Annotated in this window: 22 protein-coding genes; 14 read left to right on the forward strand and 8 right to left on the reverse strand. The window is 58.8% G+C overall.

The window, feature by feature from the left end; translation table 11 throughout:
* Positions 1-49: 49 nt before the first annotated feature.
* Together CLM71_RS23025 and metB are read right to left on the reverse strand one after the other, a co-directional pair.
* A complete protein-coding gene (locus tag CLM71_RS23025) occupies positions 50-2,485 on the reverse strand; it encodes a bifunctional aspartate kinase/homoserine dehydrogenase II (protein ID WP_105233044.1) in 2,436 nt (811 codons plus the stop codon).
* Between the two features lie 2 nt (positions 2,486-2,487).
* The gene (gene metB / locus CLM71_RS23030) at positions 2,488-3,648 is read right to left on the reverse strand and encodes a cystathionine gamma-synthase (RefSeq protein WP_105233045.1); all 1,161 of its coding nucleotides are present in this window, start codon (positions 3,646-3,648) and stop codon (positions 2,488-2,490) included.
* 314 nt (positions 3,649-3,962) lie between these two features.
* On the opposite strand from metB, the gene metJ reads away from it, so the two are divergent.
* On the forward strand, positions 3,963-4,280 hold the full coding sequence (gene metJ, locus CLM71_RS23035) for a met regulon transcriptional regulator MetJ (protein ID WP_006317756.1): 318 nt from the start codon (positions 3,963-3,965) through the stop codon (positions 4,278-4,280).
* A 74-nt stretch (positions 4,281-4,354) separates the two neighbouring features.
* On the opposite strand, the gene rpmE is transcribed toward metJ, so the two are convergent.
* Positions 4,355-4,570 carry a 50S ribosomal protein L31 gene (rpmE, locus tag CLM71_RS23040; RefSeq protein ID WP_015962314.1) on the reverse strand — a complete coding sequence of 72 codons (216 nt, stop codon included), beginning with the start codon at positions 4,568-4,570 and terminating at the stop codon, positions 4,355-4,357.
* Between the two features lie 199 nt (positions 4,571-4,769).
* Here rpmE and priA point away from each other — a divergent pair, with 199 nt between their 5' ends.
* The 7 genes from priA to rraA all read left to right on the forward strand — a co-directional run bounded on the left by priA (position 4,770) and on the right by rraA (position 12,748).
* A complete protein-coding gene (gene priA, locus CLM71_RS23045; RefSeq protein WP_105233046.1) occupies positions 4,770-6,965 on the forward strand; it encodes a primosomal protein N' in 2,196 nt (731 codons plus the stop codon).
* Positions 6,966-7,237: 272 nt separating this feature from the next.
* The gene (gene cytR, locus CLM71_RS23050) at positions 7,238-8,266 is read left to right on the forward strand and encodes a DNA-binding transcriptional regulator CytR (RefSeq protein WP_105233047.1); all 1,029 of its coding nucleotides are present in this window, start codon (positions 7,238-7,240) and stop codon (positions 8,264-8,266) included.
* A gap of 65 nt (positions 8,267-8,331) precedes the next feature.
* A complete protein-coding gene (gene ftsN / locus CLM71_RS23055; protein WP_105233048.1) occupies positions 8,332-9,192 on the forward strand; it encodes a cell division protein FtsN in 861 nt (286 codons plus the stop codon).
* A 102-nt stretch (positions 9,193-9,294) separates the two neighbouring features.
* A complete protein-coding gene (gene hslV / locus CLM71_RS23060; RefSeq protein ID WP_015962318.1) occupies positions 9,295-9,825 on the forward strand; it encodes an ATP-dependent protease subunit HslV in 531 nt (176 codons plus the stop codon).
* Positions 9,826-9,837: 12 nt separating this feature from the next.
* On the forward strand, positions 9,838-11,169 hold the full coding sequence (gene hslU, locus CLM71_RS23065) for an HslU--HslV peptidase ATPase subunit (RefSeq protein WP_105233049.1): 1,332 nt from the start codon (positions 9,838-9,840) through the stop codon (positions 11,167-11,169).
* 96 nt (positions 11,170-11,265) lie between these two features.
* Positions 11,266-12,183 (forward strand): 1,4-dihydroxy-2-naphthoate polyprenyltransferase, encoded by a 918-nt coding sequence (locus CLM71_RS23070; protein ID WP_105233050.1) that lies wholly within the window; start codon positions 11,266-11,268, stop codon positions 12,181-12,183.
* Between the two features lie 79 nt (positions 12,184-12,262).
* Positions 12,263-12,748 (forward strand): ribonuclease E activity regulator RraA, encoded by a 486-nt coding sequence (rraA, locus tag CLM71_RS23075; RefSeq protein WP_105233051.1) that lies wholly within the window; start codon positions 12,263-12,265, stop codon positions 12,746-12,748.
* A gap of 58 nt (positions 12,749-12,806) precedes the next feature.
* Here the strand turns inward: rraA and zapB are convergent, their stop codons facing one another.
* Positions 12,807-13,046 carry a septal ring assembly protein ZapB gene (gene zapB / locus CLM71_RS23080; RefSeq protein WP_015962322.1) on the reverse strand — a complete coding sequence of 80 codons (240 nt, stop codon included), beginning with the start codon at positions 13,044-13,046 and terminating at the stop codon, positions 12,807-12,809.
* 529 nt (positions 13,047-13,575) lie between these two features.
* Between zapB and CLM71_RS23085 the strand changes: the two genes are divergently transcribed.
* The 3 genes from CLM71_RS23085 (at position 13,576) to glpX (ending at position 17,114) form a co-directional block, all read left to right on the forward strand.
* Positions 13,576-14,427 (forward strand): MIP/aquaporin family protein, encoded by an 852-nt coding sequence (locus tag CLM71_RS23085; RefSeq protein WP_105233052.1) that lies wholly within the window; start codon positions 13,576-13,578, stop codon positions 14,425-14,427.
* A 41-nt stretch (positions 14,428-14,468) separates the two neighbouring features.
* A complete protein-coding gene (gene glpK, locus CLM71_RS23090; RefSeq protein ID WP_105233053.1) occupies positions 14,469-15,977 on the forward strand; it encodes a glycerol kinase GlpK in 1,509 nt (502 codons plus the stop codon).
* Positions 15,978-16,103: 126 nt separating this feature from the next.
* Positions 16,104-17,114, forward strand: a complete 1,011-nt coding sequence (gene glpX, locus CLM71_RS23095) for a class II fructose-bisphosphatase (protein WP_105233054.1) — start codon at positions 16,104-16,106, stop codon at positions 17,112-17,114.
* 35 nt (positions 17,115-17,149) lie between these two features.
* On the opposite strand, the gene emrD is transcribed toward glpX, so the two are convergent.
* Positions 17,150-18,334, reverse strand: a complete 1,185-nt coding sequence (gene emrD, locus CLM71_RS23100) for a multidrug efflux MFS transporter EmrD (RefSeq protein ID WP_105233055.1) — start codon at positions 18,332-18,334, stop codon at positions 17,150-17,152.
* Positions 18,335-18,682: 348 nt separating this feature from the next.
* On the opposite strand from emrD, the gene fpr reads away from it, so the two are divergent.
* A complete protein-coding gene (gene fpr, locus CLM71_RS23105) occupies positions 18,683-19,429 on the forward strand; it encodes a ferredoxin--NADP(+) reductase (RefSeq protein ID WP_105233056.1) in 747 nt (248 codons plus the stop codon).
* Here the strand turns inward: fpr and CLM71_RS23110 are convergent, their stop codons facing one another.
* A complete protein-coding gene (locus CLM71_RS23110; protein ID WP_105233057.1) occupies positions 19,430-19,852 on the reverse strand; it encodes a DUF805 domain-containing protein in 423 nt (140 codons plus the stop codon).
* 188 nt (positions 19,853-20,040) lie between these two features.
* On the opposite strand from CLM71_RS23110, the gene CLM71_RS23115 reads away from it, so the two are divergent.
* Both CLM71_RS23115 and tpiA read left to right on the forward strand, forming a co-directional pair.
* On the forward strand, positions 20,041-20,628 hold the full coding sequence (locus CLM71_RS23115; RefSeq protein WP_105233058.1) for a DUF1454 family protein: 588 nt from the start codon (positions 20,041-20,043) through the stop codon (positions 20,626-20,628).
* 188 nt (positions 20,629-20,816) lie between these two features.
* Positions 20,817-21,584, forward strand: coding sequence for a triose-phosphate isomerase (tpiA, locus tag CLM71_RS23120; RefSeq protein ID WP_015962330.1), 768 nt, complete (start codon positions 20,817-20,819; stop codon positions 21,582-21,584).
* 59 nt (positions 21,585-21,643) lie between these two features.
* Here tpiA and CLM71_RS23125 read toward each other — a convergent pair whose 3' ends face one another.
* Positions 21,644-22,633, reverse strand: a complete 990-nt coding sequence (locus tag CLM71_RS23125) for a sulfate ABC transporter substrate-binding protein (RefSeq protein WP_105233059.1) — start codon at positions 22,631-22,633, stop codon at positions 21,644-21,646.
* 188 nt (positions 22,634-22,821) lie between these two features.
* A complete protein-coding gene (pfkA, locus tag CLM71_RS23130; protein ID WP_105233060.1) occupies positions 22,822-23,784 on the reverse strand; it encodes a 6-phosphofructokinase in 963 nt (320 codons plus the stop codon).
* Positions 23,785-23,980: the final 196 nt, after the last annotated feature.

The raw sequence follows: 23,980 nt of genomic DNA on the forward strand, positions 1-23,980 counted from the left end.
ACGGGGCGCTGCAAGCAGCGCCCCGTCGGCATTCAGTAACCTGAAAAAATTACAGCAGCTGCGCCAGCCGGTTGAGATCGGACTGGATCGCACCGGCGGTCACATCGCGCCCTGCGCCCGGCCCGCGAATCACCAGCGGATTATCGCGGTACCAGCGGCTTTCAATCGCAAAGACGTTATCGCACGGCAGCAGCGCGGCCAGCGGATGCTCCGGACGCACGGCCTCCACGCCGACGCGCGCCTTACCGTTGGCATCGAAACGCGCCACGTGACGCAGCACCAGGCCCATCTCGCTGGCGGCCTCAAAGCGCTGCAGCATCTGCTGATTCAGCGCCTCGCCGTTCTCGAAGAACTGATCGACCGAGTCTTGCTCAGTGCCGCTCGGCACCAGCGACTCCACCCGCACCTGATTCGGCTCGAGATCGTAGCCGGCTTCACGCGCCAGAATCACCAGCTTGCGCATCACGTCCTGCCCGGACAGATCAACGCGCGGGTCCGGTTCGGTCAGCCCCTGCTGCCACGCCTGATCCACCAGCTCGGTGAAAGGAACGGTGCCGTCAAACTGCAGGAACAGCCACGACAACGTGCCGGAGAAGATACCGCTGATCGCCAGAATACCGTCGCCGCTGTCACGCAGATCGCGCACCGCATGGTTGACCGGCAGGCCGGCGCCGACGGTGGCGTTGTACAACCAGTGACGGCCGGTTTTGGCGAAGGCGTCGCGAATCTGGCGGTAATTACTGCCGCAGGAGGCGCCCGCCAGTTTATTGGCGCTGATCACGTGGAAACCGTAGCTGGCGAAATCCAGATACTGCTGCGCCAGATCTTCGCTGGCGGTCACGTCCAGCACCACCAGATCGTCGAACGGATGCGCGCGCATCCACAGGAACAGCGATTCTTCATCCAGCTCCTGCGCCTCTTCTTCAAAGAAGGCCAGCGCCCGGCTGGCATCGAGGCCGTCGTAATTCAGCAGGCTGCGGCGGCTGTCCACCACTCCGGCCAACGTGAACTCGAAACCGCTACGGGCGGACAGGTTCTTCTGCTCGCGGGCGAACAGCTCCAGCCAGCGGGAGCCGATATTGCCTTTGCCGAACAGCACCAGGCCAATGCGCTTTTCCGCCCGGAACAGACTTTGGTGCAGCCCCTGGATCAGCGACGCGGTCGGCCCCTGACGCAGTACCGCCACCAGGCTGATGCCGTCTTCCGCCTGCCAGATAAACTCGACCGGCTGGTCCTTCAGCTGCTGGTAGAAACGGTGGCTGTGCAACGGATTCTTGCACACGCCGGCGCCGACCAGCGCCACCAGCGCCAGCCCCTGTCGCAACTGTACATCGCCCGGCAGACCGGCGTCCTGCAGCATGCGCAGCGCGCTGTCGGCCACCTCCGAGGTGTAACACAGCTGAATCAGGTTGCGATCCGGGTGCAGGCCGGTAGACAGCGGCTTGACCTGCGCGCGCTTCAGCACCAATTCCAGTTCTTTTTGCGCCAGCTTGAAATCATGCTGCGGTGCTACCGTCAGCTCAACCAGACAGACGTCATCATGGCTGGTGACAATCTTCGCACCGGTGCCGGAAGCCAGCACCCGCTCAATCCGGGTCGACCCCTGCTCCGGCTGATAGCTGCAGCGCAGTTGCAGGTCGATATCACTGCCGGAAACCGGCTGCAAGGTGCGGGTATGCAGCACCGGCGCCGCCAGGCGCGCCAGCTCGCTGGCTTCGTCCAGCCGCAGCAGCGGCAGCAGGCAGGCGTCTTTCACCTTGCGCGGATCGGCGCTGTACACCCCGGCGACGTCGCTCCAGATGGTTACGCGCTCCGCGCCGGCCAAAGCGCCGATCTGCGTGGCCGAATAGTCACTGCCGTTACGCCCAAGCAGCACGGTTTCACCCGCGTCGTTGCGCGAAATAAAGCCGGTCACTACCAGCCGTTTGCCGGGATGCTGCGCCATCAGCTGCTGCAACAGCGGATAAGAGCGGCCTTCATCCACCTGCGGCTGCGCGGCGCGCTCGGCGCGCAGGAAATCGCGCGCGTCCAGCCAGGCCGCCTGAATATCCTGCTGATTAAGCACTGCAGCCATCAGACGCGCCGACCACACCTCGCCGTGGCCGACCACTTCGGCATAGGTAACGTCATCAACCTGACCGTCCAGCAATACCGCCAGCCGCTCCAGATCGCGCGTAAACTCGGCAATCAACGGGTCAGCAGCCGTAGGCGGCAGCAAACCGCCGATCAGCTCGCTGTGATAACGGCGCAGCGTTTGCTGTACCTGATGTGCAGAAAGTCGATCGCTCTGGCTGAGCTTCAGCCAGCTAATCAGTTGGTTGGTGGTACTGCCCGCCGCAGAAACCACCATCAGATCGCCCGGCTGACTGTACTCCGCCATAATCCCGGCCACCCGCAAATAACATTTCACATCGGCCAGGCTGCTGCCGCCGAATTTGTGCAGTTGACGTCCGCTGACCGGTCCTGCTACCGCAATTGCATTCATGCTTACCTCGTTGCCGCCGCCTGGAAGGCGTGTTCCAGATCGGCAATCAAATCGTCACTGTCTTCAATACCCACGGAAATACGCAGCAGACTGTCGGAAATCCCCGCAGCCGCCCGCGCCTCCGCCGCCATGCCGGCGTGGGTCATGGTCGCCGTATGCGAGATCAGGCTCTCCACCCCGCCCAGCGATTCCGCCAGCGTAAATAAACGCAGCGCCGACAGGAAACGACGCAGCGCCGCCTCATCGCCATCCAGCTCAAAACTGAGCATCGCGCCAAAGCCGCGTTGCTGCCGGCGCGCAATATCATGACCCGGGTTTTCCGGCAGGGAAGGATGATACAGCTTTTTCACCAAGGGTTGCTGCTGTAAATAACGAATTATGGCGGTGGCATTCTCCTGCGCCGCCCTGATACGCGGCGCCAGCGTGCGCATGCCGCGCAGCAGCAGGTAGCTGTCGAATGCGCCGCCGGTGACGCCGATATTGTTCGCCCACCATGCCAGCTCCACCGCCAGGTCGGCGTCTTTGGCGATCACCGCACCGGCAACGACGTCCGAGTGGCCGTTGAGGTATTTGGTGCAGGAGTGCACCACCAGATCCGCCCCCAAGGCGATAGGCTGCTGCAATGCCGGGCTCAGGAAGGTGTTGTCCACCACCGTCAGCGCGCCGGCCGCATGCGCCGCGTCGCAGATGGCGGCAATATCCACCACGCGCAGCAACGGGTTGCTCGGCGTTTCGATCAGCACCAGCTTCGGCTTCTGCGCCAGCGCCTGCTGCAGCGCCGCTTCATCGCCCTGATCGACAAACAGCACCCGGTAGGCGCCGCGCTTGCTCAGGCTGTCGAACAACCGGTAGCTGCCGCCGTAGCAGTCATGCGGCGCCACCAGCAGGTCGCCGGGCTGCAGCAACACGGTGGTCACCAGATGGATCGCCGACATACCACTGCCGGTCATCACCGCACCGGCGCCACCTTCCAGTTCAGCCAGCGCGCGCTGTACCACATCACGCGTCGGGTTGCCGCGGCGGGAATAGTCATGCGCACGCGGCTGGTTGAAGTCGGTGAAGTTATAGGTGCTGGAAAGATGAATGGGCGGGACGACGCAGCCGTACTGCTCGTCATCGTTCAGGCCGCTACGCACGGCAATCGTGGCTGGTTTACGCGTCATAGGAGTCGCTCGGCTCTCAAAGGCGGATGAATGAGGCATAAAGATTAATCGCATGACGAATAGACGTCAATACATCTGGACATCTAAACTTCTTCGCGTATAGATTAAGCAAAGGCATAATACCCGCTAACATTATGTCAGTTTGGTCGGGTAAGAGGCTGGCGCGATAAGCATAGCCCATCACGCTCACGCCGCATCCATCAGTGACTCCGGTCGCGTAATATTGACATTTATTTAGTGAGAACAGTGAAGATCGGGCATAATTGGCCGGTTTTTAGAATATTGTAATCTTTCTGACAATTTTAAGGTGTCCCATGGCTGAGTGGAACGGCGAGTATGTCAGCCCTTACGCTGAACACGGTAAAAAAAGCGAACAAGTAAAAAAAATCACGGTGTCGATTCCGTTGAAGGTCCTGAAAATCCTCACCGATGAACGCACCCGTCGCCAGGTCAATAACCTGCGTCACGCCACCAACAGTGAATTACTGTGTGAAGCGTTCCTGCACGCTTTTACCGGCCAGCCGCTGCCGAATGATGAAGACCTGCGCAAAGAGCGCAGCGATGAAATCCCGGAAGCCGCGAAGGTGTTGATGCGTGAGCTGGGCGTCGATCCCGATACCTGGGAATATTGATGCCATCGGCGGACGCCGGTGACAGAAACAAAAAAGGCGCCGAAGGCGCCTTTTTTATCGGTCGATAAGAAATCTTATTTCTTAACGCCTGGTACGCTGAAGCGCTTGTTGAAGCGGTCAACGCGGCCACCGGTAGCAACGTCACGCTGCTTGCCAGTGTAGAACGGGTGGCATGCGCCACAAACGTCCAGGTTCAGATCGTGGCCCACGGTGGAGCGGATCTTCATGACATTACCGCAAGAGCAGCTTGCAGTAACGAAATCGTATTTAGGGTGGATACCTTCTTTCATGGGGAAACCTCAGTTAAGGCCGTGTCGCTATCCAGCCCTGTTTCGCCAGACACCACACGTGGTTGATGATAATTTATTGGTATCGAATTATACCAAAGGCGGCAAATTATACAGAATAAAATACACCACGCAATCGGATCCGTACATTTGGCCGCCTGCCGTGTAAACTAGCCCCCTCTTTCTCATTTGGATGGACCCTATGCCCGTTGTTCACGTTGCTCTACCGGTTCCGCTGACCCGCACTTTCGATTACCTGCTGCCCCAGGGGCTGCAGCCGGTGGTTGGCGCGCGCGTTTGCGTACCCTGGGGAAAGCAGCGCGCCATCGGCATCGTCACTGGATGTAGCGAAAGCAGCGAACTGCCGCTGGAAAAACTCAAACCGATAGACAGCATTATCGACGGTGATTCGCTGTTTCCCGCCGGCATGTGGCGCATCCTGCGCTGGGCCAGCGACTATTATCACTATCCGCTCGGCGAAGTGCTGTTTCATGCGCTGCCGACCCTGCTGCGCCAAGGTAAACCGGCGGAAACCACGCCGCTGTGGCAGTGGTTCGCGACCGAAACGGGCCGTGTCACGCCGCCGGAAAACCTGAAACGTGCGCCCAAACAGCAGCAGGCGCTCGCCGCCCTGCTGCAGCGCCCGGTGTATCGTCACCAGGTCAGTGAACTCGATCTGACCGACAATGCGCTGCAGGCGCTGCGAGCCAAAGGCCTGGCCGACCTGCGCGCGCAGACTGCAGCGCTGCAGGACTGGCGGCCCGGCTTCAGCGTGCAGGGCGAACGGCTGCGGCTCAATACCGAACAGGCCACCGCCGTCGGCGCCATCCGCAGTGAGGATGAACAGTTCGCCGCCTGGCTGCTGGCCGGGATCACCGGCTCCGGCAAGACCGAGGTCTACCTCAGCGTGCTGGAAAATATTTTGGCGAAAGGCAAACAGGCGCTGGTGCTGGTGCCGGAAATCGGCCTGACGCCGCAGACCATCGCCCGCTTTCGCGAGCGTTTCAACGCACCGGTGGATGTCCTGCACTCCGGCCTGAACGACAGCGAGCGTCTGGCCGTCTGGCTACGCGCCCGCAGCGGCGAAGCGGCGATTGTCATCGGTACCCGCTCGGCGCTGTTTACCCCGTTCGCCCGCCTGGGCGTCATCATTATCGATGAAGAACACGACAGCTCGTATAAGCAGCAGGAAGGCTGGCGCTACCACGCGCGCGATCTGGCGGTGTTCCGCGCCCATGCGGAAAATATTCCGATGGTGATGGGCTCGGCCACGCCGGCTCTGGAGACGCTGCATAACGTACAGCTGGGCAAATACCGGCAGTTAAAACTGACGCTGCGCGCCGGCAACGCCAAACCGGCCGCCCAGCACCTGATTGATCTGAAAGGCCTGCCGCTGAAGGTCGGCCTGTCGCAGCCGCTGCTAAACAGCATGCGCCACCACCTGAAAAACGATAATCAGGTGATGCTGTTCCTCAACCGCCGCGGCTATGCGCCGGCGCTGCTCTGTCACGAATGCGGCTGGATTGCCGAATGTCAGCGTTGCGATCGCTACTACACCCTGCACCAGAATTACCGCCAGCTGCGCTGCCACCACTGCGACAGCCAACGGCCGGTGCCGCACCAGTGCCCGCAATGCGGCTCCACGCATCTGGTATCGGTCGGCGTCGGTACCGAACAGCTGGAAAACGAGCTGGCGCCGCTGTTCCCGGACACGCCGATTACCCGCATCGATCGCGACACCACCAGCCGTAAAGGATCGCTGGAGCAGCACCTGAACGAGATCCACCGTGGCGGCGCACGTATCCTGATCGGCACGCAAATGCTGGCCAAAGGCCACCACTTCCCGGACGTGACGCTGGTGGCGCTGCTGGACGTTGACGGCGCGCTGTTTTCCGCCGACTTCCGCTCCGCCGAGCGCTTCGCCCAGCTGTATACCCAGGTGTCCGGCCGCGCCGGCCGCGCCGGCAAACAGGGGGAGGTGCTGCTGCAGACCCACCACCCGGAACACCCGCTGCTGCAAACGCTGCTACAGCAGGGTTACGACGCCTTCGCCAAACAGGCGTTGAGCGAGCGCAACAGCGTCTTTCTGCCCCCCTACACCAGCCATATCATGCTGCGCGCCGACGATCACGATAATCAGCAGGCGCCGATGTTCCTGCAGCAGCTGCGCAACCTGCTGGAAGCCAGCCCGCTGAAAGACGATTCCCTGTGGGTGATGGGGCCGGTGCCGGCGCTGCAGTCCAAACGCGGGGGACGTTTTCGCTGGCAACTGCTGCTGCAACACCCGTCACGCCGCGTCCTGCAGGCGATCATGAAGAACACGCTGCCGCTGATCGGTACCCTGCCGCAGGCCCGTAAAGTCAAATGGACGCTGGACGTCGATCCTATCGACGGCTGAACACGGAAAAGTCTGATTTCTTTGGCGTTAAGCAAACGTTTACCCTTGAATTTGCGAGCGAACGCGAAAAACTCCCGCTTCATCACATTTTTTATGCAAATTAGGTAACAAAAGCGGTACGTAATCTGTTTAGAATATCGTGAAGATTTCCGCTGGCGGGCTGCACATCCGCAGGACCTGGCGTCAACGCGGAAATGCGCCCTGATACGGCGTCGTTGCCTGGGGTATGGCAGTAATCGCGTTGGCATTGGGCTGACGCAAGGAGAAAGGCGTTGGAACACAAGAAAGAGTTATCCATGGCAACCATGAAAGACGTTGCGGAAATGGCGGGCGTTTCAACGGCAACCGTATCACGTGCGCTGATGAATCCGGAGAAAGTCTCAGCGCCAACGCGTCAGAAAGTGGAACAGGCCGTACTGGCCGTGGGTTACTCTCCGCATGCGCTGTCGCGCAACGTTAAACGCAATGAATCCCGCACCATCCTGGTGATCGTCCCGGATATCTGCGATCCCTTCTTCGCCGATATTATTCAAGGGATCGAGCAGACTGCCGCGCAGCAAGGCTACCTGGTGCTGATCGGCGACTGCGCGCAGCAAAATCAGCAGGAGCGCACCTTCGTTAATCTGATTATCACCAAACAGATCGACGGCATGCTGCTGCTCGGCTCCAATCTGCCTTTTGACGCCAGCAAGGAAGAGCAGCGCAACCTGCCGCCGATGGTGATGGCCAATGAGTTTGCGCCGGAACTGGAACTGCCCACGGTGCACATCGACAACCTGACCGCCGCCTTCGAGGCCGTACATTATTTGCATCAGCTCGGACATACGCGAATCGCCTGTGTCGCCGGGCCGCAGCAGATGCCGCTCAGCGAATATCGCCTGCAGGGTTACATTCAGGCACTACGCCGTAATGGCATTACCGTCGAAAGCGGCTATATTACCCGGGGTGATTTCACTTATGAAGCGGGCGCAGCCGCGCTGAAAACCCTGATGACGCTGCCGAAACCGCCGACGGCGGTCTTCTGCCACAGCGATATCATGGCGATCGGCGTATTGTCGCAGGCGCGTAAAATGGGCCTGAGCGTCCCGGGCGATCTATCGATCGTCGGTTTTGACGATCTGAAAATGACGCAGTATTGCGATCCGCCGTTAACCACGGTGGCGCAACCGCGCTTTCAGATTGGTCAACAAGCCATGTTACTGTTACTGGAGCAGCTGCACGGGCAAAATGTCGCCAGCGGCTCCCGTTTATTGGACAGCGAACTGATCGTCAGAGGCAGCACCGCCGCCCCTAAACGCTAGTCAAATATTTTAGTGTTCAGTAACATGATGAACTTAATTTCTTATAAAGATACAGCGGAAGAATAGTGGCACAGAAAGACTATGTAAGCCGCGGGCGCTCTGGAGCGCGGCGCAAAACCCCCAGCCGTAAAAAAAGCAGTTCTCCGAAGGTGTCCAAAACCGTGGTAGCGCTTGCGGTCGCCTTGTTGGTGATCTTTGCCGGCGGTCTCTACTTTATTACCCATAACAAACCGGACGACGAACCGCTGTCGCCGGCCCACAGCAGCCGTCCTGGCAACGGCCTGCCGCCGAAGCCGGAAGAGCGCTGGCGCTATATTAAAGAGTTGGAAAACCGCCAGACCGGCGTACAAACCCCGACCGAACCGACGGCCGGCGGCGAGGTGAAGTCCAAAACCCAGTTGACGCAGGAACAGCGCCAGCTGCTGGAGCAAATGCAGGCCGATATGCAGCAGCGCCCGACCCAGCTCAATGAAGTGCCGTATAACGATGCAGCCCAGGCGGCGCGTAACAACGCGCAGCAGCAAATGCAGCAGCAGCGTCAACAACAGCAGCAACAACAGCAACAGCAACAGCAGGCGCAACAACAACAGCCGGCAAGCCAGCCGCGCAACCCGTTCAGCAACGGCGCCAGCCAGCCGGCGCAGCAGCCTAAACCGGCGACGCCGCCGGCAGCGAAGACGGAAAGCAAGCCGGAGCAGAAACAGCGCTGGATGGTGCAGTGCGGCTCGTTCCGCGCCGCCGATCAGGCCGAGTCTGTCCGCGCGCGCCTGGCGTTTGAAGGGATTGAAAGCCGCATCACCAACGGCGGCGGCTGGAACCGCGTGGTGCTTGGGCCGTTCAGCAGCCGCGCCGGCGCCGACAAAACCCTTTCCCGTCTGAAGGGCATCGGCATGTCAGGATGCATTCCCCTCTCCGTCAGGGGTTGAAAAGCCGTAATCCTCCCCCATCTATACTCTCAATATGCCCCGTAGCACCTGCGCAAGCAGGCGCTGCGGGGACTTCTTTCAGTCTGCAACGAGGGTCTGCTCGTGACAACAATTGTAAGCGTACGCCGCAACGGCCAAGTCGTCATCGGTGGCGATGGCCAGGCAACATTGGGAAATACGGTGATGAAAGGCAACGTCAAAAAAGTGCGTCGCCTGTACAACGATAAAGTGATCGCCGGTTTCGCCGGGGGCACCGCTGACGCCTTCACGCTGTTTGAGCTTTTCGAACGTAAACTGGAGATGCACCAGGGTCATCTGGTGAAAGCCGCCGTCGAACTGGCGAAAGACTGGCGTACCGACCGCATGCTGCGCAAGCTGGAAGCGTTGCTGGCCGTGGCCGATGAAAACGCCTCGCTGATCATCACCGGGAATGGTGACGTGGTTCAGCCTGAAAATGATTTGATCGCGATCGGCTCCGGCGGCCCGTACGCCCAGTCAGCCGCGCGCGCATTGTTGGAAAATACCGAATTGGGCGCCCGTGAAATCGTCGAGAAATCTCTCGGCATCGCCGGCGACATCTGTATTTACACCAACCACAATCTCACTATTGAAGAACTGCCTTCCAAAGCGTAAGGATCGAATACTATGTCTGAAATGACTCCGCGCGAGATCGTCAGCGAACTGGACGGTTATATCATCGGCCAAAGCAAAGCCAAACGCGCCGTTGCCATCGCCTTGCGTAACCGCTGGCGCCGTATGCAGCTCAACGAGATGCTGCGTCACGAAGTGACCCCGAAAAATATTCTGATGATCGGCCCGACCGGCGTCGGTAAAACCGAAATCGCCCGTCGTCTGGCAAAACTGGCCAACGCGCCGTTTATCAAAGTCGAAGCCACCAAATTCACCGAAGTGGGCTACGTCGGTAAAGAAGTGGATTCCATTATCCGCGACCTGACCGACGCCGCAGTGAAAATGGTGCGTCTGCAGTCAATCGAGAAAAACCGCACCCGCGCCGAAGAGATGGCGGAAGAGCGCATCCTTGACGTGCTGATCCCGCCGGCCAAGAACAACTGGGGCCAGGCTGAAGAGCAGCAGGAGCCGTCCGCCGCACGCCAGTCGTTCCGTAAAAAACTGCGCGAAGGCCAGTTGGACGACAAAGAGATTGAAATCGACCTGGCCGCCGCGCCGATGGGCGTCGAAATTATGGCGCCTCCGGGTATGGAAGAGATGACCAACCAGCTGCAGTCGATGTTCCAGAACCTCGGCGGCCAGAAGCAGAAACCACGCAAGCTGAAGATCAAAGAGGCCTTCAAACTGCTGGTGGAAGAAGAAGCAGCCAAGCTGGTTAACCCGGAAGAGCTGAAAGAGCAGGCGATTGAAGCCGTTGAACAGCACGGTATCGTGTTTATCGATGAGATCGACAAAATCTGTAAGCGCGGCGACTCCTCCGGCCCGGATGTCTCCCGCGAAGGCGTGCAGCGTGACCTGCTGCCGCTGGTGGAAGGCAGCACCATCTCGACCAAACACGGCATGGTGAAAACCGACCACATCCTGTTTATCGCCTCCGGCGCTTTCCAGGTTGCCAGCCCGTCCGATCTGATCCCGGAACTGCAGGGCCGTCTGCCGATCCGCGTTGAACTGCAGGCGCTGACAACCGAAGACTTCGAGCGCATTCTGACCGAACCGAACGCGTCGCTGACCGAGCAGTACAAGGCGCTGATGGCTACCGAAGGCGTGACCATCGACTTCACCGCCGACGGCATCAGCCGTATTGCCGAAGCCGCATGGCAGGTTAACGAAAGCACCGAGAACATCGGCGCGCGTCGTCTGCACACCGTGCTGGAGCGTCTGATGGAAGAAATTTCCTACGACGCGAGCGAGATTAATGGTCAATCCATTACAATTGATGCGGAATACGTGCGCAATCACCTGGATGAGCTGGTTGCGGATGAAGATTTGAGCCGTTTTATCCTATAATCGCTCTATCATTGTCCTGTCAGTCATTAAAATGGGGGGCGTTGCCCCCCATTTTTTTATCTGCAGACACAGCCACTTGACTTGCTGAAGCGAAAAATGAGCTCATCTACCTCCACGACCCCAGCCAGAGCCTGGCTGGAAAGTTTACGACCACGCACCCTGCCGCTGGCTTTCGCCTCCATCGTTGTCGGCTCCGCCATTGCCGCCTGGCAAGGCAGCCTGAAACCCGGCGTCGCGCTGTTGGCGCTGTTAACCGCCGGGCTGCTGCAAATTCTCTCTAATCTGGCCAACGATTACGGCGATGCCGTCAAAGGCAGCGATAAAGAAGACCGCATCGGGCCGCTGCGCGGTATGCAAAAAGGCCTGATTACCCAGGCGCAGATGAAACGCGCGCTGATCGTTACCGTGGTGCTGATCGCCATCGCCGGCTGTTCACTGATCGCGCTGGCCTGCAAAACGCCGAGTGACGTAGCCGGCTTCCTGGCGCTCGGCGCGCTGGCTATCGTCGCTGCCATCACCTACACCGTCGGCAATAAGCCTTACGGCTATCTGGGGCTGGGGGATATCTCGGTGCTGGCGTTCTTCGGCTGGCTGAGCGTGGCCGGCACCTATTACCTGCAGACGCTGCATTTCGACAGCATCGTCATGCTGCCGGCCACCGCCTGCGGCCTGCTGGCGGCGGCGGTGCTGAACATCAATAACCTGCGGGATATCGAAAGCGACCGCGACAACGGCAAAAATACCCTGGCGGTACGGCTGGGGCCGAAGAACGCCCGGCGCTACCATGCCTTGCTGCTGATTGGCGCGGTGCTGTGCTTTGCTCTGTTCACCCTGTTCAATCTGAGCGGTCCGTGGGGCTGGTTGTTTGTGCTGGCGGTGCCGCTGCTGTGGCGCCATGCGCTGCGCGTACTGCGCGATCCTTCACCGGCCGGCATGCGACCGATGTTGGAGCACATGGTCAAGGCCGCCCTGCTGGCGAACATTTTGTTTGCCGCCGGCGTAGCGCTCAGTTAGATAAAAACTGATGATTTTGCCAACAGGGCTCAGAAAGGGATATACTGGTTATTCCAGCGGCAAACAGACATAAAATCCTATGAAATACGATACTTCCGAACTTTGCGATATCTATCATGAAGAGGTCAACGTGGTTGAGCCTCTGTTCTCTAATTTTGGCGGGCGTACTTCATTTGGCGGACAGATCACCACGGTGAAGTGTTTCGAGGATAATGGCCTGCTTTTTGACCTGCTTGAAGAAAACGGCCGCGGCCGTGTACTGCTGGTCGACGGCGGCGGTTCGGTACGCCGGGCGCTGATCAACGCAGAACTGGCGCGTCTGGCGACCCAGAACGAGTGGGAAGGCATTGTGGTTTACGGCGCGGTGCGTCAGGTGGACGATCTGGAAGAGCTGGATATCGGCATTCAGGCCATGGCGGCCATCCCGGTCGGCGCCAACAGCGAAGGCGTGGGCGAAAGCGATATCCGCGTCAACTTCGGCGGCGTCACCTTCTTCTCCGGCGATCATCTGTATGCCGATAATACCGGCATCATTCTCGCGGAAGACCCGCTCGATATTGAATAAGCCGTTACCATGAAAAAGGGCGCCGTCGGCGCCCTTTTCGTTACTGCGGCAAACGGAATCAGACCTCTTCCATTTTGCCCAGCAGCGCGCGCAGGCGATCTTGCCATACGTGCTGTTCTTCTTTCAGTTGCTGATTCTCACGCACCAGTGATTCATGGTTGCCGGCAGCATTCTGCACTTCCTGAGACAGCGTGTTGTTCTTCTCTTTCAGCTCTTCAATTTCCATCTGCAACAGAGTGATGGTATCAATCGCCTGCTGAACTTTTGCTTCCAGTTTTTCAAATACTTCAAATGACATTCTTCAGTCCCCTCATGATAGCAAGGCGTACATCTATTAAACAGCGGCCGCAACACAGGCTGCAGCCGCTGCGAATATGCATCGCGCCAAGTGACACGCGCTTTGGTTAAAAACGCGCCTGTCTCGATAAAACGCTCTTTCGATAAAAACGATTGTAAGTAGCCCGCCTCTTACTGTCTAGCAACATACCGGCTCAACGCGCAGTCTGTTGCAATTTTCCTGCCCCCGCCATCAGCCAAAACTGAAAATGCGCGTATAACAATAAACGCGCGTTAACAATTGTCAGACAAAAACCCGGCCAAATCCGTCGCGAGATGGCTCAGAAAGAACACCTGACAACGCGAATTCGCTCAATTTTATGACGAAGCACACACATTTTGATTTCGCTATTTCTCGTTTATGTTCGTTAACGATAAATTTACATCACGTCCTCAATTTAAAAGAGGATGAGATTAAAAAAACCTGTACCTTAAGGCCGGCAGGCTATCCGCCGAGCCTAAAACCTATAACCCTGCAGGACAACAACATTATGAGCCAAAACACCAGTCCGACATTAAAAGGCCAATGTATCGCAGAATTTCTCGGCACCGGCCTACTGATCTTCTTTGGCGCAGGTTGCGTTGCCGCACTAAAACTGGCCGGCGCCAGCTTCGGCCAATGGGAAATCAGCGTTATTTGGGGCTTCGGGGTCGCCATGGCGATCTATCTGACCGCCGGCATCTCCGGCGCCCACCTCAACCCGGCCGTAACCCTCGCGCTATGGCTGTTCGCCAACTTCAACGGCCGCCGCGTGGTTCCCTTTATCATTGCCCAGGTCGCCGGCGCCTTCTGCGCCGCCGCGCTGGTCTACGGCCTGTACTATAATCTGTTCTTTGATTACGAAACCGCCCACAACATGGTCCGCGGCAGCACAGAGAGTCTGGATCTGGCCGGGATTTTCTCCACCTATCCAAACCCGCATATTTCCGTTGCGCAGGCGTTCCTGGTGGAAACCGTGATCACCGCCATTCTGATGTGCCTGATCCTGGCGCTGACCGACGATGGCAACGGCGTACCGCGCGGCCCGTTGGCGCCGCTATTGATCGGTATTCTGATTGCCGTTATCGGCGCCTCCATGGGACCCTTGACCGGCTTCGCCCTGAACCCGGCGCGTGATTTCGGGCCGAAAATGTTCGCCTACATCGCCGGCTGGGGTAATGTCGCCTTTACCGGCGCACGTGAAATCCCGTACTTCCTGGTACCGATCTTCGGGCCGATTCTCGGGGCCATCCTGGGCGCATTCGGCTACCGTACCTTGATTGGCCGTCACTTGCCTTGCGACGACTGCGTCGAAGAAGAGCAAGGGCAGCCAGCCGCCAAAACGCCGCAGCGTAAAGCGTAATTGGCGCAGTTTAAAATGGTTAACAACAGCAGGACTCAACCATGACCACAGAAAAAAAATTTATTGTCGCTCTCGACCAGGGAACCACCAGCTCACGCGCCGTCGTCATGGATCACGATGCCAATATCGTTGCGGTATCGCAGCGCGAATTTGAACAAATTTATCCAAAGGCCGGCTGGGTAGAGCATGACCCGATGGAGATTTGGGCTTCCCAAAGCTCCACGCTGGTCGAAGTGCTGGCGAAAGCCGACATCAACTCCGATCAAATCGCCGGGATTGGCATCACCAACCAGCGTGAAACCACCATCGTGTGGGAAAAAGAGACCGGTAAGCCTATCTACAACGCCATCGTCTGGCAGTGCCGCCGCACCGCGGATATTTGCGAGCAGCTCAAGCGCGACGGTATGGAAGAGTACATCCGCCAGAATACCGGCCTGGTGGTCGATCCGTATTTCTCCGGCACCAAGGTGAAATGGATCCTGGATCACGTCGAGGGCGCCCGTGAACGCGCCAAGCGCGGCGAACTGCTGTTCGGCACCGTAGACACCTGGCTGGTGTGGAAAATGACGCAAGGGCGGGTTCACGTTACCGATTACACCAACGCCTCGCGCACCATGATGTTCAACATCCACCAGCTCGACTGGGATGAGCGTATGCTGCAGGCGCTGGATATCCCACGCGCCATGCTGCCGAAGGTGCGCCCATCTTCCGAAATTTACGGCCAGACCAACATCGGCGGCAAAGGCGGCACGCGTATCCCTATCGCCGGCATCGCCGGTGACCAGCAGGCGGCGCTGTTCGGCCAACTGTGCGTTCAGCCGGGAATGGCGAAAAACACCTACGGCACCGGCTGTTTCCTGCTGATGAATACCGGCGAAGAAGCGGTCAGCTCCAGCCACGGCCTGTTGACCACCATCGCCTGCGGCCCGCGCGGCGAAGTGAACTACGCGCTGGAAGGCGCGGTATTTATCGGCGGCGCGTCCATCCAGTGGCTGCGCGACGAACTGAAGCTGATCAGCGATGCGGCCGACTCCGAATACTTCGCCAGCAAGGTGAAAGACAGCAACGGCGTCTACGTGGTGCCGGCCTTTACCGGCCTGGGTGCGCCATACTGGGATCCGTATGCACGCGGCGCCATCTTCGGCCTGACCCGCGGCGCGAACAGCAACCACATCATCCGTGCGACGCTGGAATCCATCGCCTACCAAACCCGCGACGTACTGGACGCCATGCAGGCCGATTCCAATACCCGTCTGCAGTCGCTGCGCGTTGACGGCGGCGCCGTCGCCAACAACTTCCTGATGCAGTTCCAGTCCGACATTCTGGGCACGCGCGTAGAGCGTCCTGAAGTGCGCGAATCCACCGCGCTGGGCGCGGCGTTCCTCGCCGGTCTGGCTATCGGCTACTGGAACGATCTGGATGAGGTGAAGAGCAAGGCGGTCATCGAGCGGGAATTCCGCCCGAGCATCGAAACCACCGAACGTAACTACCGTTACAGCGGCTGGAAAAAAGCGGTCGCCCGCGCGCAGGCGTGGGAAGATCACGAATAATTCCGCGCCGGAGTCACGTTATCAATGCGCTGCCGCAAGGCAGCGCTTTTTTTTGCTCCGCCGCGCGCCCCTGCCGCTGTGGTAAACTTATCCGCTCTTCCCCTCTACGCACTGACAGGTTTTGCCATGAAACGTGAATTAGCCATCGAATTTTCCCGCGTCACCGAAGCTGCGGCGTTAGCCGGCTACCAATGGCTGGGGCGCGGCGACAAGAATGCCGCCGACGGCGCCGCCGTGCACGCAATGCGGATTATGCTCAACAAGGTGGCGATCGATGGCCGCATCGTGATTGGCGAAGGCGAGATCGATGAAGCGCCGATGCTGTATATCGGCGAGCAGGTCGGCACCGGTCAGGGCGATGCGGTAGACATCGCCGTCGATCCGATTGAAGGCACACGCATGACCGCCATGGGGCAGTCCAACGCGCTGGCGGTGCTGGCCGTCGGCGATCGCGGCACCTTCCTGCACGCGCCGGATATGTATATGGAAAAACTGGTGGTAGGCCCGGAAGCGCGCGGCGCGATTGACCTTAACCTGCCGCTTGCCGACAACCTGCAAAACGTCGCGGCACGGCTGAACAAGCCGCTGTCGCAGCTGACGGTGATTACGCTGGCCAAACCGCGTCACGACGCCGTTATCGCGCAAATGCAGCAGATGGGGGTCAAAGTCTTCGCCATTCCTGACGGTGACGTCGCCGCCTCCATCCTGACCTGTATGCCGGAGAGCGAAGTGGATGTGATGTACGGCATCGGCGGTGCGCCGGAAGGGGTGATTTCAGCCGCGGTGATTCGCGCACTGGACGGCGATATGCAGGCGCGTCTGTTGCCGCGCCATCAGGTGAAGGAAGACAGCGACGCCAACCGCCGCCTCGGCGAACAGGAACTGGCGCGCTGTAAAGAGATGGGCATAGAGGCGGGCAAGGTGCTGCTGCTGGGCGATATGGCGCGCAACGACAACGTCATCTTCGCCGCCACCGGCATCACCAAAGGCGACCTGCTGGAAGGCATCAGCCGCAAGGGCAATATGGCGACCACGGAAACGCTGCTGATCCGCGGTAAATCACGCACCATCCGCCGCATCCGCTCAACCCACTATCTGGATCGTAAGGACCCGGCGCTGCACCCGTTCCTGCTGTAATCCGTTATGCGGCCAGAGTCCTCTGGCCGCTCACGTTAAGCCGTATGCCCCGCCTGCTGCATACGGTTGGACAGCGGCCACCAGCACAGCAGAATCAGCAGCGCCATGGCGAACATCAGCAGACCCAGGCTGAACTGCCCGGTTTGCGGCAGCATGGACGATAACCAGGTGGCGAGGCCGGAGCCCATATTCTGCATCCCCCCCACCAGCGCGCCAGCGGCGCCGGCCAGATAAGGGAACGGCTCCATCGCCCCGGTGGTCGCCAGCGGGAACAACATCCCGGCGCCAAAGAAAAACAGCGCAGCGGGAACAATCAGCGTCCAGATATTCATCACGCCGAACCAGCCGGGGATCCACATCATCAGGCCCGCCAGCAGGCAGCTCAGCACCGAATGCCACATCAGCTGATGGAAGCTTTTGCCGTCGCGGCCGGCATACCACGCGCCGAAAAAGGCCGCCGGGATCGGCAGAATAAACAGGATGCTGACGGTCAGTCCATTCAGTCCCAGCACGCCGCCCATCAGTACGCCGCAGCTGGCCTCAAACACCGCAATCCCCGCCAGACCGCCGATCAGCATCACCAGATAGCGGCTGAACGACCCGTCCGCCAGCAGCTGACGGAAGCTGGCCAGCATGCGCCGTTTTTCAGTTTGCTCTGGACGGGTTTCCGGCAGCCAGCGAAACATGGCGAAAGCAACGCCCACGCACAGCGCCAGCAGAAACGCATAGCTGGCGCGCCAGCCGAAGACCATCGCCAGCGCACCGCCGATCACCGGCGCCAGCAGCGGGCTGACCAGAATACCCATATTCAGCAGGCTGTTGGCATAGCGCAGCGCGGTGCCGGCATACAGGTCGCGCGGCATGGTGCGCGCCATCACGCCGGCCACTCCGGTGCCCATGCCCTGAATGGCGCTGGCGGCCACCAGCATGGTCAGGCTGTCGGCCAGCAGCGCGCCGGCAGCGCCAACCATAAAAATCGCCATCCCGGCCAGAATCACCGGACGGCGGCCAACGCGATCCGACAGCGGGCCGTAGATCAGCTGTGAAAATCCGTAGGTCAACAGATAAGCCGCCATCACCTGCTGTACGGCGCCGGTGCGCACCGACAAGTCGTGGGCAATATCTGCAATCGTCGGGACATAAATGGTTTGCGCCATCTGACCGACGGCAACCAGCAGGATCAACATCACCAACAGGTGAAAATTCTCTAGTTTTCTCATTCTCTTTGTTAACGTCTTAACTCGCCAAAACCCTGCGCATGGCGGCAATTTTGGCCAGCGTTGCGCAGACATCCTCTTGTTGGCGCATAAACTAACAAATCTATTTTTTTTAGCGAGTCCCCGCCAAATATTGATCCCGATCACACTGGCAGCAAAGTCATCCATTCTCGTAAATTAAACGGTACGTCGCGCATGACGCGGCCGCGAGCAACACGGGCAGGCAAGGCTTTAGCATTTAATCGATAATTGTTTGCATCAACTTGCCATAAGATAAATATCAGACAGCAATAACGACGCCGACCGCGCAGAGTGCTAATTTTATTTGATTTGATGATGGGAGCATGAAGTATGGCTGAATGGGTAAAAGGCAAGGTTACTCATCTGGAACAGTGGACCGATGGGCTGTTCAGTCTCACCGTCGATGCCGCCATCGACCCATTTACCGCCGGCCAGTTCGCCAAACTGGCGTTAGAGATTGACGGCGAGCGCGTGCAGCGCGCCTACTCTTACGTCAACGCGCCCTGCGACCCCAACCTGGAGTTTTATCTGGTTACGGTGCCGGAGGGCAAACTCAGCCCGCGCCTGAACCAGCTGCAGCCGGGTGCGGAAGTGATGGTGACCAAAGAGGCCGCCGGATTCTTCGTGCTGGATGAAGTGCCGGAGTGCGAAACCCTGTGGATGCTGGCGACCGGCACCGCCATTGGCCCTTACCTGTCGATTCTGCAAGAAGGCAAAGGCCTCGAGCGCTTCAAAAACCTGGTGCTGGTGCACGCCGCCCGCTTCGCCCGCGACCTGAGCTACCTGCCGCTGATGCAGCAGCTTCAGCAGCGCTACAACGGCAAACTGCGCATTCAGACGGTGGTCAGCCGCGAGGACGTCGCCGGCTCGCTGACCGGCCGGGTGCCGGCGCTGATTGAAGACGGACGGCTGGAGGCCGCCATTGGCCTGCCGCTGGATGCAGAAACCAGCCATGTGATGCTGTGCGGCAACCCGCAGATGGTGCGCGACACCCAGCAAACGCTGAAGGAACTGCACGGCATGCGCAAACACCTGCGCCGCAAGCCGGGTCATATCACCAGCGAACATTACTGGTGATTAACCGCGGAATTTGACCGGTTCGGCTTCAGGCCCGAAACGGTTGTCGCCGGGCGTACCGACAAAAGCGCCCAGATCGATGGTCATCATGACGATAATCAGCGTCGGGATAAAACGCCCGACGCCCCACTGCCAGATCGGCGCCAGCATCTGCCAGTTCCCCGCCGCCAGCATCCACGCCAAAATCAACAGCAGCGCCCACCAGCCGGACTTATTACGATCGTGCAGCCGCTTGACCAGCACCGCCGCCGTCGGCCACAGCAGCGCCACAATAAAAAACGCAATGCTCTGGATAGCGACCCACTGATAGTTGGCCAGCGTAAACGCCACGGCCATCAGCACCAGCCAGATGCCCATCCAGAGCCAGAAATCACGCCGCGTAATGCGCCCTTTAAACGAAAAACACCACTGCTGTATTGTCATGGAATCCTGCGTTGTTAATCTGCCCATATGCTGTGCGGCAGTGTAACATAGAGGCGGCAGAGACGGCGTTTGTGCCGCCGTGCCACACGCCATTTGGGGCAGCAAACAGATAATCCGGGCGGATCTTTGACAACCTCCCCCGATTACCGCTTTAATCGGAGTCCGATTTGCTATCAACATCGCGAGCTATGCTGAGAAAACTTCCTCTCGTCGCCTGTCTGCTCTCCGCCATGGGCCATGCCTGGGCTGAGCAAGCGCCGGCCGCCAACGATGCGCCTCCCACCGCGCCGTACCTGCTGGCCGGGGCGCCGACGTTCGATCTGACCGTGGCAAAATTTCGCGCCAAGTACAATCGCGACAACCCCAAGCTGCCGATTGGCGAGTTCCGCGCCATTGACAGCAGCGCCGACGACACGCCGTTGCTGACCCGCGCCGCCAGTAAACTCAATGAAAACCTGTATGCCTCCACCGCGCTGGAGAAAGGCACCGGTAAAATCAAAACGCTGCAAATCACCCACCTGCCGCTGCAGGGCAATGAAGAAAAGAGCGCACGCGCCGTCACCGTCAACTATATGGCAGCGTTGATGCGCCAGTTCGAACCGGCGTTGACGGTGGAGCAGAGCATCATCAAGGTGAGCGCATTATTGGAAAAAGGCAAAGGCTCGCGTTTTTACACCCAGCAGGTCGGCGCCATTCGCTATGTGGTCGCCGATAACGGCGAACAGGGCCTGACATTCGCCGTCGAGCCGGTGAAACTGACGCTGGCGGAACCGTGAAACACACGGTGATTAAATGACGAAAAGCAAAGCCATCCGATCCATTCATCTCTATACTGTTGGGCAGGTTGACTGCCGGTCCGGCAGTAGTTATTTATGCCCTTCCTGCCTGAGGCTGCAGCGCTGTAGGCTGCCGCTTCGCTGATGTCGGGCATCGATTCTCACGTTCCCTTGTTGGAGGAAAAATTATGCGTCATCCATTAGTGATGGGTAACTGGAAGCTGAACGGCAGCACGCACATGGTTAACGAGCTGATCGCCGGCCTGCGCAACGAACTGAGCAGCGTAGAAGGCTGCGGCGTAGCCATCGCGCCGCCGGTGATGTACCTGGACCAGGCCAAGCACCAGCTGGCCGGCAGCCGCATCGCACTGGGCGCCCAGAACGTAGACGTGAACCTGGCCGGCGCCTTTACCGGTGAAGTTTCCGCCAACATGCTGAAAGACGTCGGCGCACAGTACATCATCATCGGCCACTCTGAGCGTCGCACCTATCACAAAGAGAGCGACGAAGTCATCGCCGAGAAATTCGCGGTACTGAAAGAAGCCGGCCTGACCCCGGTTCTGTGCATCGGTGAAACCGAAGCGGAAAACGAAGCGGGTCAGACCGAGGAAGTTTGCGCACGTCAGATTGACGCCGTACTGAAAACCCTGGGCGCGCCGGCAATGAAAGACACCGTAATTGCTTATGAGCCAGTTTGGGCCATCGGCACCGGCAAGTCCGCTACTCCTGCACAGGCTCAGGCGGTACACAAATTTATCCGCGATCATATCGCCAAGCACGACGCCGACGTTGCTGCCGGTATCATCATTCAGTACGGCGGTTCCGTGAATGATAAAAACGCCGCTGAACTGTTCGCTCAGCCGGACATCGATGGCGCGCTGGTAGGCGGCGCATCGCTGAAGGCCGACGCCTTCGCCGTGATTGTGAAAGCCGCAGCCGCAGCGAAAAAAGCCTGATAGCGTACGGCTCAGCATAAAAAAACCCCGGCATGCCGGGGTTTTTTATTTTTTACGCCTCAGCGTCTGCTGATCTCGTCAAACTTGCCGCCGCTGGCGAAATGTTCTTTCTGCGCCTTGCTCCAGCCGCCGAAGGTATCATCAACGGTAAACAGCTTCAGTTTCGGGAACTGCTCGGCAAATTTGGCCTCGACGGCGGCATCACGCGGACGATAGTAGTTCTTCGCCGCAATCGTCTGCCCTACCGGGGAGTAGAGATACTTCAGGTAAGCGTTCGCCACGTCCCGGGTGCCGCGCTTGTCGACCACGCGATCCACCACGGAGACGGTCGGCTCCGCCAGGATCGACTCGCTCGGAGTAACGATTTCAAAATTGTCCTTACCCAGCTCCTTTTTCGCCAGTAAGGCTTCATTTTCCCAGGCGATCAGCACGTCGCCAATACCACGCTCCACGAAGGTGTTGGTCGCTCCGCGTGCACCGGAATCCAGCACCTCCACGTTCTTGTAGAGGCTCTTCACAAACGTCTGCGCCTTGGCCTGATCGTTATTATTATGATGCAGCGCATAACCCCAGGCCGCCAGATAGTTCCACCGTGCGCCGCCGGAGGTTTTCGGGTTAGGCGTGATCACGGAAACGCCCGGTTTAATCAGATCCGGCCAGTCGTGGATCTGTTTTGGGTTCCCTTTACGCACCAGGAACACAATGGTGGAAGCATAAGGTGCCGAGTTGTCCGGCAGGCGCTTGATCCAGTTCTTATCAATCCGTCCGCGCGCGGCGATCGCATCCACATCGTAAGCCAGCGCCAGCGTCACCACATCCGCCTCGATGCCGTTGATCACCGACGTGGCCTGCTTGCCGGAGCCGCCATGGGACTGACGCACGGTCACTTTATCACCATGCTGTTGCTGCCAGTGCTGGCTGAAGGCGGCATTGTATTCCTGGTAGAACTCGCGCGTCGGGTCGTACGAAACGTTCAGCAATTGAATATCTTTTGCCAACGCTCCGGCTGTCAGCAACATTAATGTCAGGCCTACACCCCATTTACGCATCGCACGCTCTCCCAAGGTAAATAATCGCCAGCTCAAAACGGCTGATTTAGCGTCAAAGCCTGCCAGAAACTGAGCCGGCAATTAAAGAATAAAAAATTTGGGCCTAGACGATTCTGGAATATGGCAACGACAGCGCAAAAAAAAGCCCCCGCGTACGGAGGCTTGTCTGTCGGCGCTGCCGGGCAGGATCAGTACAGCTTTTTCGCCGTTTCCAGCCAGTCACGCTTGAATGGACGCTTCATGTTCTCAATGGCGTCGATGATGTCATGGTGCACCATCTTCTCATTCTGGATACCGACGCAGCGGCCGCCGTACCCTTTCAGCAGCAGTTCGATGGAGTAAGCCCCCATGCGCGAAGCCAGAATACGGTCATAGGCCACCGGCGAGCCGCCGCGCTGAATATGGCCCAGCACGGTAGCGCGGGTTTCACGCTTGGTTTCCTGCTCAATGTAGGCCGCCAGTTCGTCAATGTCGCAGATGTGCTCGGTAATCGCCACGATCGCGTGCTTTTTGCCTTTGGTGATACCGGCCTTGATTTCACACACCAGATCGTCACGGTTAAATTCGATCTCCGGCAGGACAATAAACTCACAGCCGCCGGCAATTGCCGCCGCCAGCGTCAGGTCGCCGCAATAGCGCCCCATCACTTCCACGATTGAAATACGCTGATGTGAGGTTGAGGTATCGCGCAGGCGGTCAATCGCTTCCACCACGGTTTCCAGCGCGGTGAAATAACCGATGGTGTAGTCGGTGCCGGCCACGTCGTTATCGATGGTGCCCGGCAGGCCGATGCATGGAAAACCTTCTTCCGTCAGGCGCTTCGCCCCCATATAGGAGCCGTCGCCGCCGATCACCACCAGCGCATCAATGCCGTGTTTCTTAAGGTTTTCAATCGCCTTGGCGCGTACGTTTTCATCTCTGAATTCCGGAAAGCGGGCCGACCCAAGGAAGGTGCCGCCACGGTTGATCATGTCGGACACGCTGTAACGGTCCAACTGCTCCATGCGATCTTCGTACAAGCCAAGGTAGCCGTCGTAAATACCAAAAACTTCCAGACCTTCCGTAAGCGCGGCGCGTACAACGCCACGGATCGCCGCGTTCATACCCGGCGCATCACCGCCACTCGTCAGTACACCGATTTTCTTGATCATGACTACCTCTGAACTTGTAGATGCAATTTCTTAAGAACTTTGTCGTCTTTGCCGATTGGCCTTTCGCGTTTCCGGTTGCAGCAACCCCGCCTACGAATTTTATTGCCGAATATTATAACAAAATCACCAAGCTGAATTGATTCAGGTCACGCTAAATTCAGGTAAAAAATTAACAACGCACACTGAGCTAATTTTA

Source organism: Serratia sp. MYb239 (assembly GCF_002966855.1).
In the GTDB taxonomy this organism is placed as follows: Bacteria; Pseudomonadota; Gammaproteobacteria; order Enterobacterales; family Enterobacteriaceae; genus Serratia_B; species Serratia_B rhizosphaerae.